Here is a 16,384-nt window from a genome sequence, read left to right as displayed (position 1 = left end):
AAAGACGGCGCCGCGGTGGATTTCACCGGCACGGAAGGTTCCCGTACGCTCAAGGGCGTGGCAAACGGCGCGGTGAGTGCGACGAGCAGCGAGGCGGTGAACGGCGCACAACTGCACGGCACCGCGACGAGCGTGGCGAACGCGCTGGGCGGCGAGACCACGGTGAATGCGGACGGCTCGGTCTCGACGCCCACCTTTACGCTCGCGAACGGCGGCGTGCAGAGCAGCGTCGGCAACGCGTTGAACGCACTGGATGGCAGCTTGACGGCAGCCAATATTGGTATCGCCGAAAATGCGACGGCGATCACCGGTCTGGACACGCGCGTGGGCGCAACTGAAACGGGCATCACGGACAACACGACGGCGATCAGTGGTCTGGATACGCGCGTCAGTACTGCGGAAACAGAGATCAAGACCAACGCGACGGCAATTAGCGGTCTGGACACCCGCGTGGGTACAGCCGAAACGAACATCAACGACATCCAGAACTCGCTGTCCGAACTGTCGGACGGCACGGTGGGTCTCGTGCAACAAGCGGAAGCGGGTGCAGACATCACGGTGGGCGGCGCAAAAGACGGCGCCGCGGTGGATTTCACCGGCACGGAAGGTTCCCGTACGCTCAAGGGCGTGGCAAACGGCGCGGTGAGCGCGACGAGCAGCGAGGCGGTGAACGGCGCACAACTGCACGGCACCGCGACGAGCGTGGCGAACGCGCTGGGCGGCGAGACCACGGTGAATGCGGACGGCTCGGTATCGGCCCCGACCTACACGGTCAGCGGCGCAACTGTGCAGGGGATCGGCGGTGCGATCACGAGCATCGACAACTCGTTGACCATGATCGACGGCCGCGTGACGAACAGCGAAACTGCCATCACGCAGATCAGCAACGATCTGTCGACCGGCTCGCTCGGCCTCGTGAAGCACGATGCCAGCGCCAGCAGCGTTACGGTGGCGCGGGGGCTCGGCGGCTCGCTGGTGGACTTCAGCGGCTCGGAAGGCAACCGCGTGCTGACCGGGCTTGCGAACGGCACGGACGACCACGACGCAGTGACGATTGCCCAGCTGCGGTCGGTCGGCTTGGTCGATTCGGAAGGACAGATGCTTGGCGCGATCACATATGACGGCATCGGGCTGGAGCGCGCAACATTGGGCGGCGCAGATGGCACGGTGCTCGCGAACCTGGCGAACGGCGCGATCGCAGCGGGCAGCATGGAAGCGGTGAACGGCGGCCAGCTGCATGCAATGCAACAGGATTTCGAGAGCCGCTACAACAGCCTGCAAAGCCGGATCGGCGATCTGAACGAGCGCGTCGACAACATCGGCTCGGGCGGCGGCGCTAACGGCGACAACATCGGTGGCGGTAGCACCGATGGCAACGGCAGCTCGGCGGTGGGCAACGGCTCGCAGGTGGTCGGCGACAACGGCTCGGCGGTAGGCAACGGCGCGACCGTGGGTGGGTCGAACGGAGAAAAGGTCGACAACGGCACGGCAGTAGGCGCGGGCTCGAATGTATCCGGCAACGGCGGCACTGCGATCGGGCAGGGTTCCAGCACGTCGGGCGACGCCGGCACCGCGATCGGTCAGAACGCGAGCGCGACGGGAAACAACTCCGTCGCTTTGGGGCAGGGCTCCGTGGCGGATCGCGAGAACACGGTGTCAGTGGGCTCCGTGGGCAACGAACGCCAGATCGTCAACGTTGCGGACGGCGCCGCGCCGACCGATGCGGTCAACGTGCGTCAGTTGGATAACGCGATCGGCAGTGTTCGCTCGGACCTGGACAGCTATCGCCGCGACGCGAACGCCGGGACGGCTTCCGCTGTTGCAATAGCCAACCTGCCGCAGGCGGCGCTTGCCGGCGAAAGCATGGTGTCGGTGGCGGGCGGAACCTACGCGGGCCAGTCGGCGGTCGCATTCGGCCTGTCCACGGCCACCCGCAACGGCAAGTGGGTGATCAAAGGCTCCGGCTCGACCAACACGCGCGGTACGCTGGCGATTGGCGCGGGCGTCGGCTACCGCTGGTAAGCGGCAACGGCTCCAGCGTTCTCGTAGTAGTTTCCCTGCGTCACACCGTTCGCCACCGAGAAAGTCGACACGCGAAAGCCTCCGGCTACGCATTACGTCACTGGTAGGCACTGATTCGCTACACCGAAAGCGGTATCCTGCTGCCGGACAACAACGCGTTAGAGCGGCGCTCCGATCACCTCATCCCGCGCTTTCCGACGCATGAGTGCTACGTCGAGGTGTTCGCAGGCGGAGCCGCGTTGTATTTCAGGCGTCCGCCGGCGAAGGTAGAGGTCATCGATGACATCAACGGCGAACTGGTCAACCTGTATCGCGTAGTGCAGCACCACCTTGAGGAATTCGTGCGTCAGTTTAAGCGGGCGTTGTCGAGTCGGCAGTTGTTCAAATGGCTGCAGGATACGCTCCCGGAAACCCTCCTGATGGAAGTCGGCATCAGACGTTATCTGTATTCGCCCTGAGAGAAGATTTCATGAGGGCATCCCGAATATGCCGCTCCAGTTCCGGCCACAGCAATTCCATGCTCGCCAGGCCTTCTGCTCGCAGAAGCTGCTCCAGTTGTTCGCATTGCGCCACGATCGATATCTCCCCGACCATCGCGAAGCCGCCCTTTATCGAATGCATGTGGGTCGCGACGGTATTGAGATCGCCGGCCGGTGCGGCAATGCCTATTTCCGCGAGCGATTCAAGTGTCGAGCTGCGCAGGGCCATCCGAACCCCGTCTGAGAGATTGCGACGACTAGCACTCTCAGCGACGTCGGCGGATGCCCGTTCCGCCCTGCCAGCACTACGACGAAGGGTGCGGTCAAGGGCCGCCAGCGACAGCGGCTTCACAACGACCTCTACAATTCCCGCGTCGAAGCAACGGCGATGTTCGTCGGCGGTGGTATTCGCTGTCATGGCGATTACCGGCACGGATTTGCGCTGATCGCGAATGCACACCGCAAGCGCGTAGCCGTCGAGCACTGGCATGCCGAGATCGGTCAGCACGACATCGTATGGCCTCTCGCCGAACGCGCGAAGTGCTTCGCTACCGTTTTCGACAATGTCAGCTTCATGGCCCAGCAATTCAAGCTGATCGCGCAGCAGTTCACGGCTTGCCGGGTGATCCTCCGCGACGAGCACACGGATCGGCACGGGGTCGGTCTGGTCGGGGCGCGCGGCGGCGTCCACCAGTTCCTCTTTACCTTGTGCAGGGAAAGTGTCCGGCTCCGCAGGCAACGATAGTCTTACCGCAAAAACACTCCCCACACCGAGTCTGCTTTTCACCGTGATCGAGCCATCCATGAGCGTTACTAGCCGGTGACACAAATGCAGTCCCAAGCCGGTTCCGCCAAAGCGCCTGTGTATTGAGGCGTCGGCCTGTGCGTAAACGTCGAAGATGTTTGTAAGGCCCTCCTCCGATATGCCGATTCCTGTATCGCTCACGCGCAGTTCGACCATCGCATTGCCGACGACGTCGCGAGCCTCGGACGCGTGAATCGTCACGGCGCCTCGTTCGGTAAACTTGATGCCGTTGCTGACAAGGTTCGACATGATCTGGCGCAGCCGCGCAACGTCGCCACGGCAAACGCGGGCCAGGCCGTCGTCCAGCTCGCACCTCAAACTCACGTTCTTTGCTTCGGCAAGAGGAGCGAATACGGAGACTATCTCCCGCAGCAGGCGGCCAAGATCGAATGGCACCGATTCGACCGTCATCTGGTTGGACTCGACCTTCGACAGATCGAGAACGTTGTTGATGATATCCAGCAAGGCGGCAGAGGCAGAATCAATGGTCCGAAGCCGGCGGGCCTGCACGCCCGATAGCTGTGAGTGCGCGAGCAGTTCGAGATTGCCAAGTATCGCGTTGAGCGGCGTACGGATCTCGTGACTCATCGTCGCAAGGAAAGTCGATTTCGCACTGTTGGCTGCGTCGGCCGCATGGCGCGCCTCTTCGAGCTTCAGTTCAATGTTCTTCCGGGCAGTTATGTCCAGCAACGCGCACAATAAAACGTCGATACCCTGATACCGGGCCCGTATCGCAGTGAAGTGCAAGTGCGTTTGCTCACGATCCCGCCGATCGACAGTCAATTCATGCTCGACCAACTCGTCTGAACGGCTGCCGGCTGCCTCAACTACGCTCCGGTACGTTTTCCAGAGACTTTCGTGAAAGGAGGTGCTGTTTGCGCTCGTTTCGTACGCCCTCATGACTTCGTTTTGCAACAGCACGCCTCCGTCTGTTGCCGAGAGCAGACTTAGCCCTACAGGCGCTGTCTGGATAATGGTGCGATTAAGCATCTCGCTTTCGGCCACGCGCAACGAACGGAGATAAATTGGCTTGAGTACCCGTGCGTTGAATACGATGACGAAGGTCCATAGCCCCAGCAGCCCGACCAATGTCGCGATAACCAGTAACGTGAGCCTCGGCGCCAATGCCGCCAGAATCGTGCGCCACGAGTAGGCGTATGTGAGGGTCCACCCCGTATCGGGCAGGCGGTCGCTAACAAGGAACAAGCCCTGGTGGTATTCCTCCGCAGACATCTCGACCTCGCCGCGCCCGGCGCGGGAATCGACGAGCCGGGTGGCCAGATCCGCGTCGTCGGCGCTTCGTCCTTGCTGGATCAATACTGTCCTGCCGGCGCGGTCGAAAATCGCGAATGCGCCTTCATACGGCATCCCCGCAAGACTGTCGGAAAGCGCCTTCACCGGAAAATTACTGACGACCACCATAAAGGGCTTGTTGCCGTCCAGCGCCGTTTGTACCAGCCGGACGACCGGCTCGCCTGTTATCGGATCTGGCCTCGGAGGCAGCCATGTGACGGTGCGCGTAGATGATCGACCAGCGTTATTCGCCAACTGCTGCGGGTCGCCGACGTCCGCCACCAGCCGGCTGATCAGGTCAGCCGCGTCCCGTGCACCCGCAAGCGCCGGTGCATCGACATTCCTGGGTGACGGCAGGATGGAAATAAACGTCCGCTCCGGGTTGTAGAGGTAGCCCGATAAGGGAACGCCTCCCGGCAGGACTTGCGTATCGGCCGGATACCCGTTCTCCTCTGTGAACGCCAGGTACTTTGTGAATGCGGAGGCAGCCCTGTCTGCCGTAATGGAACCTACCGCCAGTTGTGATGCGGTGTAACTGTCACGCTGCACCACCACGCGCCCGCCTTGGGCTTCGAACTGCCGGAGCAGCGGGAGTGGGGCACGTCGTCGCGCCCGCCAGATATACTCGGAACTGGTGATGCCTCGCTGGAAGGACACCTGCTTCGTGCCGATCGACGCCGCAAGCAATGACTTGTGGATCAGAAATGTAGAATGCCGGCTCGAGATATAGTCGCTTACCTCGACCCACGAGATCAATGCTGCAGCAACAAGAATAAAAATGGATAGAGCAACACCGCCGCCCACGAGTAACGTACGCTGGTAGTGACGCAACATGGAAGGGCTCTTGCTGCGGGCGCTTCCAGCCGGATGGGCGAGCAGTCGTTTGAGATTAATTGGCATGTTGCCTTGTTTTTTCGAAATGTTGCGGCTCGCGCAACATTTTGCGCAGAGGCTCAGGCACGGGCCTAATATACCTGCAGGAAAAGACATCCGCGATTGCGCCGCCGGTCAAACATGGTGTTTATGCTTAACCGCCAATTATTGATAATTCACAAATAATGCAACCGCCGCCGGAAAACTATTCATGAAACCATTCTCAATCCGTGTTCTGCTCGCCGACGACCATCCGGCCATTCTGCTCGGTATCAAGCAGGCGCTAGCAGATACAGGGTCAATCACCATTGTCGGTGAAGCGACCAATTCAAGCGACCTGGTACACCAACTCGAACTCACGCCGTGTGACGTCCTGGTTACGGATTACGCGATGCCGGGAGGAGACTACGGCGACGGAACGGCTTTACTGACGTTCATTGGCCGGCGGTTTCCGCAGGTCAGGGTCGTTGTCGTCACCATGATGAATTCGCCTGGCATTCTGCACAACCTGCTTGGAAACGGAATCACGTCCATCGTCAGCAAGTCGGACGACACAAGTCATGTATTGCCGGCGATACATGCGGCTTTTTCCGGTGGGCGATACACCTCGCCCACCGTTAGCGATGTCGTGAGCAATGCTCCGTGGGTGAAAACCGCAAGCAGTCTTTCGCAACGCGAATTGGAAGTCATCCGCCTTTTCGTCTCTGGCCTCGCGATTGGGGAAATCGCCGAGCAGTTGCATCGCAGCAAACAGACTGTCAGCACCCAGAAAACGAGTGCGATGAGGAAACTCGGCCTGGAGAAGGACGCGGACGTTTACAAGTACGCAACAGAGGTGGGTCTGGACCCGCAGACGTCCCAGAACAAGCCGGAGTAAACCGCGTCACGGCGAAAGGCCGATGCCTGAAGGACGACAATGCACATTGTCGGTATCGTCCGACTGCCGCACCGGCGCGCAGTGCGTCCTGCCGAACCCGCCGCCACCGGCCCGGACGCCCTTCAGCACACTCACCAACTGCCTACGGCGTAGTGTCCGATGCTGCGATCTGCTCGTAAAGCGCCGACTCCAGGTCATCGAGCCGGTCGTCCACCGCGCTCAGTCACAGGCGGGCGCGGGCACACGTATTCGCGGCAGACTGGTCAGCGGATCTGAAAAGGGCGGCAGCCAGCGGAGTACGGGCCGCGCTTTCAAACACACATCCGCCCAATGGCTCAGATCGGAGCGTTGCCGCATCTTCCGGATGCGATCAGCCAGCCGCCTGTCGCAGCTCTCGCAGGTATGAATATCCGGAAAGAGAAACTACCCGGCCATGAGGCCAGGACAATATGAAATGCGTTCGCCCCTGAGCACGTCGCACTCGATCAGCTATCGCCATTTTTGAGCCACGGCATCTGCCGGACAGGCCTATCCGTATCTGGCCGGCTATCTGTCAGCGCACGTCGCGAGGAGCGCCCTCAACCATGAGTCCGGTTTCATACGCAAAGCGGAACAAGTCAGCATCCCGAGTCACCCCCAGTTTGCGCATCGCACTCGTTTTCTGGGCGCTGACGGTCTGTTTGGTGCGATGTACCTGCACCGCAATTTCGTTGATGGACCACCCGGAAACGTACAGGCGTACCACCTCGGCCTCACGTTTGCTCAACTGCTCGATGCCGTTGACAACTGGTCTCGGCACGCGGACACGGGGACCGCTGTTCCTGTCGCCTTGCAAAACGTACACCGCGCCGGCGTGAACCGCGTGAATCGCCGTAATCAGATGCCCCACGTCGTCGATTTTGCCGAGCACTGACTGAACGCCAAGCTTCAACATCCCCTGAGTCATGGCGGGATTCTCGATTGCCGTAAAGACGATCAGTCTGAGCGCGGGATATCGCCGTCGCAGGAACGATATAAGCGCCATCCCATCACCGAACTTCCCGCCGGGCATCGTATAGTCAGTTACGAGGACGTCGCACATTTCCCGGGACAGGAGTTCCACGATCTCAGTTGAGTTCCTCGCGGTGCCGACGACGCTAATCGTGTGAATGCCGGCAAGCGCCTGCTTGATACCCAGGATCAACGCTGGGTGATCATCCGCAAGAATTAGTTTGATCTTCATCGTGAATATGCGAGAGTCCGTTGGCTGACGTGGATGGTGGCAATGCAAATGCCATCCAGGCACTGTATCTGAACCTTATGCAATCCTGCATCGGACCAGTTCTGCACTGACGGTTGTTCGCATCGGACAAGTCTCAAATCGCATCACAGACAACGAATTGCTCGTCGAATCACTGTCAGCGTCTTTCCGGCTGCTGCAGAACGGGCGCCGCGTCAGTCAAAAGCGGCTCATCCCGGAATGCTTTGCCGCCGCGCTGATCCAGCAACGGAAGTGATGACGCTCAGATGCGGGCGAACCGGCGATTGAACGCAGCTCCACCGCCCGGATGAATCGTGACTGAGCGAGAGGGAAGCGTTTCGCGATAGCCGTGAGATTCGATCTGGCGCCTGGAGAAGACCGTGGTTGTCCGTCACGCGCCTGCTACGGTAGGGAATTCCTGTGCACATTCGAGTTTCCATTGCTCAATCAATCGTCGCCGCCATTTCGGTGACGCCAGGAGGAATTCGTTCATCGAGGAGATGAAGCGTTCCCGGTTTGGATCGCTTAACTCGACGAACAGCAATAGTGCATGGGTGGCAGGGAATTTGCTCGGTCTTCTCATGGGGATCATTGGAATGGCGTACTCTGAACAGGCGGTCGGACCGATCGTTGGGAGTGGTGCCCGCTCGGCTCCGCCATGATTTCTCTGGGAGCGACAGCACACAGGCCGCATGCGAGTGTAGGCATTCGGCATGACAAGCCAAATATGACTGATACGAAAATCAGTCAAGTGCCTTGCGCCTTGCGGTTTTCGCCCGTGCGGCGTCGCTAGTGACCGTGTGCCATGACCGCGCTGGTGGGCGTGGGCGGCAGGCCACTCAGTAAAGGGAGGGCTAATCGAAAGTATCTGCCCGTCCACCGTGGGCCCCGCCTCAACCAAGCTAGACGGCCGCATTCCTCAAGCTGTCCATCAATGTGCACGAATTGCTCTCCAGCGATCCGCAAGCCGGTCTTGCGGGTCCGGCACCTGTTTTTCAGACCAGTCTGATCGCCGGTTAGGCCGTTTCCTGGCATCATCTTCCGCACCCCGATGGCTTCACAGTGAAACGCCCACGCGCCAGCGTGCTCGACCTGAGTACCGCGTTTCAGTGCGGCGTTTCATTCGCATCGCTCCGAAGCCAGAGTCCCCACAGAGCCCCGGATCGGCCGATCCGCGGGTCCATTACGAGGCGCTGCGAAGAGACCGATGTCGACCACCATTCCCCTTACGCTGATCGAAGGCTCCATGGCGCTGCCGAGCTTGAGGCCGCTCGGTCACCTGCCGGCGTCGTTCGGCCGCGATTGGACGCTGCTCCCGCCGGGCTACAGCTTGCGCGCGGAACTCAAGGCGCTCTATGCGGCCGTGCTACGCACCTTTTGCCTGAACGCGCAGACCATTCACTCGCTTTGTCAATGGCAGCCGTTGCGCGAACGGCCTGCGGCTTCCGCTGCTGCCACCGCGCCAGACGCTTCGCCAACTGTGTTCGACGCGCCGGCCGAAGAATCTTTGCAAACGTCCGCTGAAGCTGCGCCTTTCGCGTCGGCCGGCGCGCCGGAAGTGCTGGCAGCGCGGCGCGGCGCGTCGGTGCATTGGGGTGCGTTGACCGGCGGCGCCTGCGCGCTTGGCGGCGTTGCGATGCTCGCGTGGATTGCCTTCGGGCATCTGGCACAGCGTCACGCGGTTAGCGACGCAAAACCCGCGGGCAAGGTCTCGGCCACGCGCGACGCGCCGGTGACGAATCGCCGCTCGCCTGACGCGGCGGCAACTCAGCGCCCAGCCGCTACCAACAGTACGGCTATGAGTGCGTCGGGCGCGGCGGGGTCAGGCGGGCATGGGACCGCCGTGCCTGCGGCGCCGAAAATCACGTCTGACGCCATGGCATCGGGACGCGACTCCACAGCCAGTGCCGCGACGAATATCCTCGCGCCGGCTCCCGCAGCGTGGGCCCGCGTTACGGCGGGCAAAACCACAGCGCATCACCGACAGCCGTCGCGAAGCGACCGGCAATCTGCGTGAAAAAAGCCGCCACAGTTCGTTGGCCTGCCTGCCGGCTATGCCGGCACTGAACGACTGCGTGCCGCAGATCACCGTGCCCGCAATCGCGCAACAAAGATCGCCGAAGCCTTCGGTGGCGGGCGCTTATTCACCGCTCGCACCATCGCAGCTCGGCACTGACGAATATGCATCGATCACCCTGTCGGCCGGCACGCACCTTCGCGATATCGCGCCGCCATCGCGCCCTGCTCCGGCGGCCAACAAGGCCGGACTCAGCGGGACCGACTGGATGAACCATCTGTCGCAACGTCGCGTAACCGACGTTCCCGATCAGTTCGCGAAGTAAGCGCTCCGCGATCTCAAAATGCGGACTATACAAGCGAGCATCGCGAGGTCGAAAAGGATCACGGCCGCATCGAGACGCGCCGCTGCGTGGCCAGCGACATTCTCACGCGCTGGCAGCGCGAGCCTGATCTGTGGCCGGGCTTGCGCTCGATCGTGATGGTCGAGTCCGCGTGAGATCGGTGACACCATCACCGCCGAGCGCCGTTTCTACGTCTCCAGCCTGCCGCCCGATGCGGCGCACATCGCCCATGCGATGCGCTCCCACTGGCGCATCGAAATTTCGATGCATTGGGTACTCGATGTGGCCTTTGGCGAAGACCAGTGCCGCGTGCGTGTCGAGAACACCGCGCATAACTTCGAGGTCCTGCGCCCGCATCGCGCTGAATCTGCTCAAACGCGACACAAAAACCAAGGCCGGACTAAAAAATCGCCGTCTCAAGGCCTGTGTCAGCGACCCCTATCGCGCCAAGATCCTTGGCTGGTGAGGATCTTCGTGCAATCGCCGTGCGCTTTCTGCCCGCGAACCCCTGGTTTTCGTTCTCGTCCTATATAGCCGATGTGCGATCAAAACTAGAATTGCGATATTGCACCCACACACTTATGTGCAGAAACGCAGATGGAACACTTGCCGCGCTGCAGCTTTCCTCGTTGGTTTTGGTGAAAGACGCGATAGCCGTTACTTCACTGTAACGCTACTCACCCGCCGATCGACTATGACGGAGAGATTCCATGAGGACGCAAATGAGGAATACGAATTACATGGTCGATATGAGTCGCTGTTCGTTGATCCGCGGTGTCAGATCTACCTCCCGCGAAACGTTCGTGAACGAAAAAAGTGAACCTGCAACGAACGGATGGTCGCGCCCACGGCGCACAACGGCGTGGACGCCCTCAAACGAATCCGCAAATAAGCACCCCGGTCCTGCTGCAGACGAGATGCAATACGACTTGATGCTCACATTCGTCAACGAGGTCACTATTGTGCTGCAACCTCAGGTGGACGTCACTGACGGACGCATTGTCGGCGCGGAAGCACTCGCGCGCTGGCGCGATGCAGACCAGACGCAGCTTGACACGGCGACTGTCATCAAGAACCTGGAGACAAATGGATTTGCAGTTCATACGTTTCGAGCCATCGTCGACCAGACACTCTCCATGCAATCGCGGCTGTATGCGCTCGGCATCCGGATTCCCGTTGCGGTGAATGCGTCAGCCAGAGTGCTTGCAAGACGGGAGCTTCTCGCGGACCTGCAAAAAGCGCTCCACTCGCATCAATTGCCTGCAAGCGCGATCAAGCTCGAGATGACGGAGACAGAATCGTGCGATGACCCAGATTTGCTGGTGTGGTCCATGACTCAATTGAAGAATCACGGATTTCATCTGGCACTCGATGATTTGGGCACCGGCATCGGTTCGCTCGATATGCTCGTTCGACTCCCGATCGACGAGATCAAGCTCGATCGCTCGTTCATTGCTCGCGCCACCAGCAATACAAAAGCGTACGCAATAATTGAGAGCCTATCGGGTATGGCGTCACGCCTGAACCTGAATCTTGTGGTGGAAGGCGTCGAGACCGCCGCTCAAGCTGACCTCATTCTGAATGCAAATTGCAGGGTCGCGCAGGGATTCCATTTCTTTCGACCAATGTCTGTAGAGCAGTACGAAGAAGTGGTGATGGCTAACCAGCATGCTCCTTATGCTCGATGAGCGAGGTGATGCCGAATTCCGCAAGGCGGATCGCGACACCGGAGTTCACCATTACGTACGGTCACCAAGCGTTGCACCGACGAGTTCGCTCGCACGCAATCCGGTCGCATATGAGAAGTCGAGCATGAAACGCATCCTCTGCGCGGCTGGTTCAGCCCAGTCATAGGACCATTCAAGTCCGTCCGCGATGGCGCGCACGAGCAGCCACTCGCCTTCGGTGAAGCCGCGTGACGTGTCAAGCGCTGTGACCCGCGTATGGCCCCGGACCTTGATTCCGGCAAACGGGTTTGGCGAGCACGTATCGTTGCTCGATCAGCCAACGGAACAGCGCACTCAGGACAGAAAGCGCATAGGCTGTGGACCGCGCGGACAGGTTGCCGGCGAACGGTCGCCAGTCGGGGGCTGTGCGCGGTCGCGGCGGACCGATCCAGCGTTCGCGCGGGGCGGGCCGGCGTAGAAACGCCCGGTATGCGATCGCGTCCTCCGTGGTGAGCGACGATAGTGCCCGCCCGCGTTCGACGATCACTCCATCCTGTTGCAGGACCTGCCCGGTACACCGCTGCCGAAGACCGTGTTGGTCGATCTCGGGTTTCGAGGCGTCGACCCTGAAGTATCATCAGTACATCTGATTTATAGAGGTAAACACAAGACGTATGACCAGCATGCAGCGACGCTGGCTCAAGCGACGACAGGTGTATCAAAATAATTCGTGCTTGTTCTATTGATAACCACATGGTTTTTGTATTTGTCCTATTACGCGGTGGCGGTAGCGCTAATAGACTCTACGTTCGCTATAAGGTGTTTTTGCGTTCGTGACGGTCGATGTTTTTTATAAAGCTCCACTAACCAGCGGAGCTGAGATGCGCATCGGAGCGTTGCTAAATCGTTCTGACAGACTGCCGGAAAGATTGAAGTTCATCTCGTCGTTAATGATCTGCGGCACCAGCATTCAAGCCCTAATTGATGCATGCAGCGGATAGGACATACAAAAAGGAAAAGTTTGAATGAACAAGACGTATCGAGTTGTTTGGAATGCCTCGACCAGTACTTGGTGCGCAGCGTCCGAGATGTCGCGGGGAAGATCGAAGGGAGCATCTGCGACCGCCCGAATTGCGGCATCGACCGCGATAATTGCCGCATCGGTGGGGTCCGCATTCGCCGCACCAGCGGATGCCCTTGACGACACGATCGATACGTCGGAAGTGTCGCCGGGCGAAATCAAGCGCGCCGACCTCGCGAGGATGATACCCGCGACGGATACGCGGGCGGTTGTTTCTGACAACAGCCCGTATATCAAAATCGACGCGAACGGCAACGGCACGGACAACGCATCGGCGCTCGGTGAAAAATCGATCGCGATCGGCAGCAACGCGAGCACGCGGCCGTCTTCGACCGGGCTCGGCGGCGCGGTTGCGGTCGGCAGTGTGGCGACCGCCAAGGCTAACAACGTGGCGGTCGGCGCGCAAGCGTCGGCGCTTGGCGACGAAGGCGCGGTTGCACTCGGGGCCGGCGCGAACGCAGCTGGCAAGTCGTCGATCGCCCTCGGAAACGAGGCGCAGGCTTCCGGGTGGGGCGCGTACGCGCTGGGGCGCAAGGCGCAGGCGTCCGCGGAATCGGGTCTGGCGATCGGCGATTCGACGGTGGCGTCGCAGACCGGCGCGATGGCCATCGGCATGGCGGCCGCGGCATCGTCGGAGAACGCGATGGCGATCGGCACGAACGCGGTCGCGCGGGCTTCTGACAGCGTGGCGCTCGGCTCGTACTCGGAAGCCACCCGCGCAGAGACGGTTTCGGTGGGTACTGCGGGATTCGAGCGTCAGGTCGTCAACGTGGCGCGCGGCACGCAGGCCACCGACGCCGTCAACGTCGCCCAGTTGCAGGGCGTGACGTCCGCATTGGGCGGCAGTGCCGGCGTTGCGGCGGATGGCAGCATTACGAAGCCGTCCTACCGGGTCGGCGACAATGTCTATAACGACGTCGGGTCGGCGTTGCAGGCGGCATCGCAAACTGGCGGGGGCGACAATGCCGTGCAGTACGACGATGCGTCGAAGAGCGCCGTGACGCTCGGCGGCACGGGTGCCGCCGTGGCGAAGCTGACGAACGTGCGTGCGGGCACGCTCGCCGCGAGCAGCACGGACGCCGTGAACGGTAGCCAGCTTTTCGCCACCAACAATCGCGTGACCAACGTCGAGCAATCGCTGACGGACAGCGGCCTGATCGATCCCGGTACCGGAGAGTCGCTGGCGGTGACTTACGACAGTGCGCAGAAGGACCGCGTCACGCTGAATAGCGGTTCGCCGGCTGCCACGCTCACCAACGTGAAGGCAGGCCGGCTGACCGCGACGAGCACGGACGCCGTGAACGGCGCGCAACTCTTCACGACGAACAAGAACGTCAGCGACCTGCAGCAGTCGCTGACGGACGGCGGCCTGCTCGATCCGGTGACGCGCGAGTCGCTTGCCGTCACGTACGACGGCGCGCAGAAGGGAACCGTCTCGCTCGCCGGCACCGGCGGCACGACGCTCGGCAACGTGAAGGCCGGCAAGGTGACGGCATCGAGCATGGAGGCCGTGAACGGCGGGCAGCTGTTCGGCGCGACGTCGAGTGTCGCGGGCGCGCTCGGCGGCGGATCGACCGTCAACGCGGACGGCACGATCTCGAAGCCGGCCTACACGGTGGGCGACAAGACGTTCAACAACGTCGGCGATGCGCTTCAGGCGGCCGCCTCGACGGGCGGCGGCAGCGCCGACGCGAATGCCGTTCAATACGACGGCGCGGGCAAGACCAGCGTGACGCTCGGCGGCACGGGCGCTGCGCCGGTATCACTGAAGAACGTCGCGACGGGCGTCGCGGACACCGATGCCGTCAACGTGAAGCAGCTCGCGACTGGTCTGAGCGACGTCAAGAACGATATCGCGACGAGCCTCGGCGACGGCTCGCTCGACATGAAGTACATCAAGGTCAAAGCAACGGGGGTGCAGGCGAATGCACTGGGCAAGAACAGCGTGGCGATCGGTTCGGCCGCAAATGCGACGAACACCGATACGCTGGCAATCGGCTCCGGCGCACGGGCATCGGGCAACAGCTCGATCGCAATCGGCATCAATTCGGTCGCGACTGGGGCAAATACCCTGTCGGTGGGCTCCTACGGGGCGGAGCGCCGGATCGTGAACGTCGGCGACGGCGTCGATGATAACGATGCGGTCAACATGAAGCAGTTGAACGACGCGCTTGTTACCGCCGGCAATCAGGTCCAGGCGTTCACGAGCGAAGCGATGACCCGGGCGGTGCGAATGGACGACATGACGCGCGACGTCAGTTCGAAGCCGGGCAGCTTCGTCGCGGTCGAAGGGTTGGGCGACGACGGCAGTCTGCCATCCATCGCGTCGATGAACGGTCGGGATCCGGCGTCGGGCACCGCGGCCGCCATCGGTGTGGCGTCGGCTGCGGCGGGTGTGAATGCGATCGCGGTCGGCCTGCAATCGGTTGCGCAGTCCGACAATTCTGTCGCCATCGGCAGCATCGCGCAGACCGGGATCGATCAGCCGTATTCGGTTGCGATCGGCAGCATGGTGACGACGAACGGCACGAGGGCGTTGGGTGTCGGCTCGGAAGTGAGGGCGAACGGCGCCAACTCGGTGGCTGTCGGGAACAACTGGGTCAGTGCGATTGGCGAGAGCTCCGTGGCGATCGGCAACGCGGCGAAAGTGCTGCCCGGCTCCGCGAACAGCATTGCGATGGGTAAGGACGCGAACGTCACGCAAAACGTCAGCGGTGCCATTGCGCTGGGCGCCAACGCGAGCGTGACGACGGCCGGTTCGGGCGGCGTGGCGTTGGGCTCCGACTCCGTCGCGAATCGCGGCAACGCACTCTCTGTCGGATCGAGCAAGGTTCAGCGCCAGATCGTCAATGTCTCAAAGGGTACGCAAAGTACCGACGCGGTGAACTTGAGCCAGCTGAAGGGCGTGACGGATGCGCTGGGCGGCGGCTCGAGCATTGCCGCGGACGGCTCGGTGACGGCGCCGACGTACAAGGTCGGCGATCAGGTCTACGACAACGTCGGCGATGCACTTTCGGCCGCGGGCCAAGGCGGCGGAACGGATCCGAACGCGGTGGCTTACGACAGCGTGCAGAAGGACAAGGTAACGCTGGCCGGCGAGAACGGCACGACGATCACGAATGTGAAGGCAGGCGAGGTGAGCGCGGACAGCAAGGACGCGGTCAACGGCTCGCAGCTGCACGGCACGGCGCAGAGCGTAGCGGATGCGCTGGGTGGTGGTTCGGTGGTGGACGCGAACGGTCAGTTGTCGGCGCCGACGTACAGTCTGGCCGATCCCGCGGACGGTTCGAAGCAGATCGCCTATCACAACGTCGGCGATGCGCTGGAGAACCTGGACGGCCGGGTGGCGACGAACACGGGCGACATCACGAACATCAAGAATGAATTCGCGAACGCGGGCCTCGTGGACGGCGATGGCCATACGCGCGCTGCGGTGACGTACGACAAGAACGCGGACGGCACGCCGAACTACGGCTCGGCAACGCTCGCGGGTCAGGACGGCACGATCCTGTCGAACGTGAAGGCCGGTGTGGCGGACAAGGACGCGGTGAACGTATCGCAGCTGAAGTCGTCGGGCCTGATCGGTGAGGACGGCAAGTCGATTGCCGCGGTGACGTACGACAGGAACGCCGACGGCACGACGAATCTCGGTTCGGTGACGCTGGCCGGCGAGAACGGTACGCAGCT

At 61.6% G+C, this 16,384-nt stretch carries 8 protein-coding genes and 5 pseudogenes; 10 read left to right on the top strand and 3 right to left on the bottom strand.

The features are described 5' to 3' along the window. Both AC3WLT_RS35690 and AC3WLT_RS35685 read left to right on the top strand, forming a co-directional pair. A partial coding sequence (locus tag AC3WLT_RS35690; protein ID WP_492596275.1) for a YadA family autotransporter adhesin occupies positions 1–2,022 on the top strand: 2,022 nt, incomplete at its 5' end. 134 nt (positions 2,023–2,156) lie between these two features. Further along, positions 2,157–2,471 (top strand): annotated as a pseudogene (locus AC3WLT_RS35685) (DNA adenine methylase); the annotation flags it as partial. On the opposite strand, the gene AC3WLT_RS35680 reads toward AC3WLT_RS35685, so the two are convergent. Then, positions 2,455–4,206: a hybrid sensor histidine kinase/response regulator gene (locus AC3WLT_RS35680; RefSeq protein ID WP_492596277.1), complete on the bottom strand. Its 1,752-nt coding sequence runs from the start codon at positions 4,204–4,206 to the stop codon at positions 2,455–2,457. The pseudogene AC3WLT_RS35685 and the gene AC3WLT_RS35680 overlap by 17 nt on opposite strands. 1,477 nt (positions 4,207–5,683) lie before the next feature. Between AC3WLT_RS35680 and AC3WLT_RS35675 the strand changes: the two genes are divergently transcribed. Next, on the top strand, positions 5,684–6,349 hold the full coding sequence (locus tag AC3WLT_RS35675) for a response regulator (protein ID WP_492596274.1): 666 nt from the start codon (positions 5,684–5,686) through the stop codon (positions 6,347–6,349). 553 nt (positions 6,350–6,902) lie between these two features. Here the strand turns inward: AC3WLT_RS35675 and AC3WLT_RS35670 are convergent. Continuing rightward, positions 6,903–7,571: a response regulator gene (locus AC3WLT_RS35670; RefSeq protein WP_492596273.1), complete on the bottom strand. Its 669-nt coding sequence runs from the start codon at positions 7,569–7,571 to the stop codon at positions 6,903–6,905. Positions 7,572–8,796: 1,225 nt separating this feature from the next. On the opposite strand from AC3WLT_RS35670, the gene AC3WLT_RS35665 reads away from it, so the two are divergent. From AC3WLT_RS35665 to AC3WLT_RS35650, 4 genes are all read left to right on the top strand, one after another. Beyond that, the gene (locus AC3WLT_RS35665) at positions 8,797–9,606 is read left to right on the top strand and encodes a hypothetical protein (protein ID WP_492596272.1); all 810 of its coding nucleotides are present in this window, start codon (positions 8,797–8,799) and stop codon (positions 9,604–9,606) included. A 37-nt stretch (positions 9,607–9,643) separates the two neighbouring features. Further along, positions 9,644–9,931 (top strand): hypothetical protein, encoded by a 288-nt coding sequence (locus tag AC3WLT_RS35660; protein ID WP_492596271.1) that lies wholly within the window; start codon positions 9,644–9,646, stop codon positions 9,929–9,931. A gap of 174 nt (positions 9,932–10,105) precedes the next feature. Beyond that, positions 10,106–10,483, top strand: a complete 378-nt coding sequence (locus AC3WLT_RS35655; RefSeq protein WP_492596276.1) for an ISAs1 family transposase — start codon at positions 10,106–10,108, stop codon at positions 10,481–10,483. A 383-nt stretch (positions 10,484–10,866) separates the two neighbouring features. Then, positions 10,867–11,637, top strand: coding sequence for an EAL domain-containing protein (locus AC3WLT_RS35650; RefSeq protein WP_492596270.1), 771 nt, complete (start codon positions 10,867–10,869; stop codon positions 11,635–11,637). A gap of 60 nt (positions 11,638–11,697) precedes the next feature. Here AC3WLT_RS35650 and AC3WLT_RS35645 read toward each other — a convergent pair. Beyond that, positions 11,698–12,160: pseudogene (locus tag AC3WLT_RS35645) on the bottom strand (site-specific integrase); the annotation flags it as partial. Between the two features lie 6 nt (positions 12,161–12,166). Between AC3WLT_RS35645 and AC3WLT_RS35640 the strand changes: the two are divergent. From AC3WLT_RS35640 to AC3WLT_RS35630, 3 pseudogenes are all read left to right on the top strand, one after another. Continuing rightward, positions 12,167–12,329: pseudogene (locus AC3WLT_RS35640) on the top strand (IS5/IS1182 family transposase); the annotation flags it as partial. Between the two features lie 312 nt (positions 12,330–12,641). After that, positions 12,642–12,725 (top strand): annotated as a pseudogene (locus AC3WLT_RS35635) (ESPR-type extended signal peptide-containing protein); the annotation flags it as partial. A 54-nt stretch (positions 12,726–12,779) separates the two neighbouring features. Continuing rightward, positions 12,780–16,384, top strand: a pseudogene (locus AC3WLT_RS35630) (hypothetical protein); the annotation flags it as partial.

Source organism: Paraburkholderia sp. FW306-2-2C-D06C, assembly GCF_058781505.1.
The sequence above is the reverse complement of the archived record's forward strand: the minus strand, read 5'-3'. Positions and strand labels throughout refer to the sequence as shown.

Bases quoted from the DNA above. Each gene is read 5' to 3' on its own strand.
- AC3WLT_RS35650 (WP_492596270.1), top strand. From the start codon at position 10,867: ATGCAATACGACTTGATGCTCACATTCGTCAACGAGGTCACTATTGTG.
- AC3WLT_RS35670 (WP_492596273.1), bottom strand. From the start codon at position 7,571: ATGAAGATCAAACTAATTCTTGCGGATGATCACCCAGCGTTGATCCTG.
- AC3WLT_RS35665 (WP_492596272.1), top strand. From the start codon at position 8,797: ATGTCGACCACCATTCCCCTTACGCTGATCGAAGGCTCCATGGCGCTG.
- AC3WLT_RS35660 (WP_492596271.1), top strand. From the start codon at position 9,644: ATGCCGGCACTGAACGACTGCGTGCCGCAGATCACCGTGCCCGCAATC.
- AC3WLT_RS35675 (WP_492596274.1), top strand. From the start codon at position 5,684: ATGAAACCATTCTCAATCCGTGTTCTGCTCGCCGACGACCATCCGGCC.
- AC3WLT_RS35680 (WP_492596277.1), bottom strand. From the start codon at position 4,206: ATGAGGGCGTACGAAACGAGCGCAAACAGCACCTCCTTTCACGAAAGT.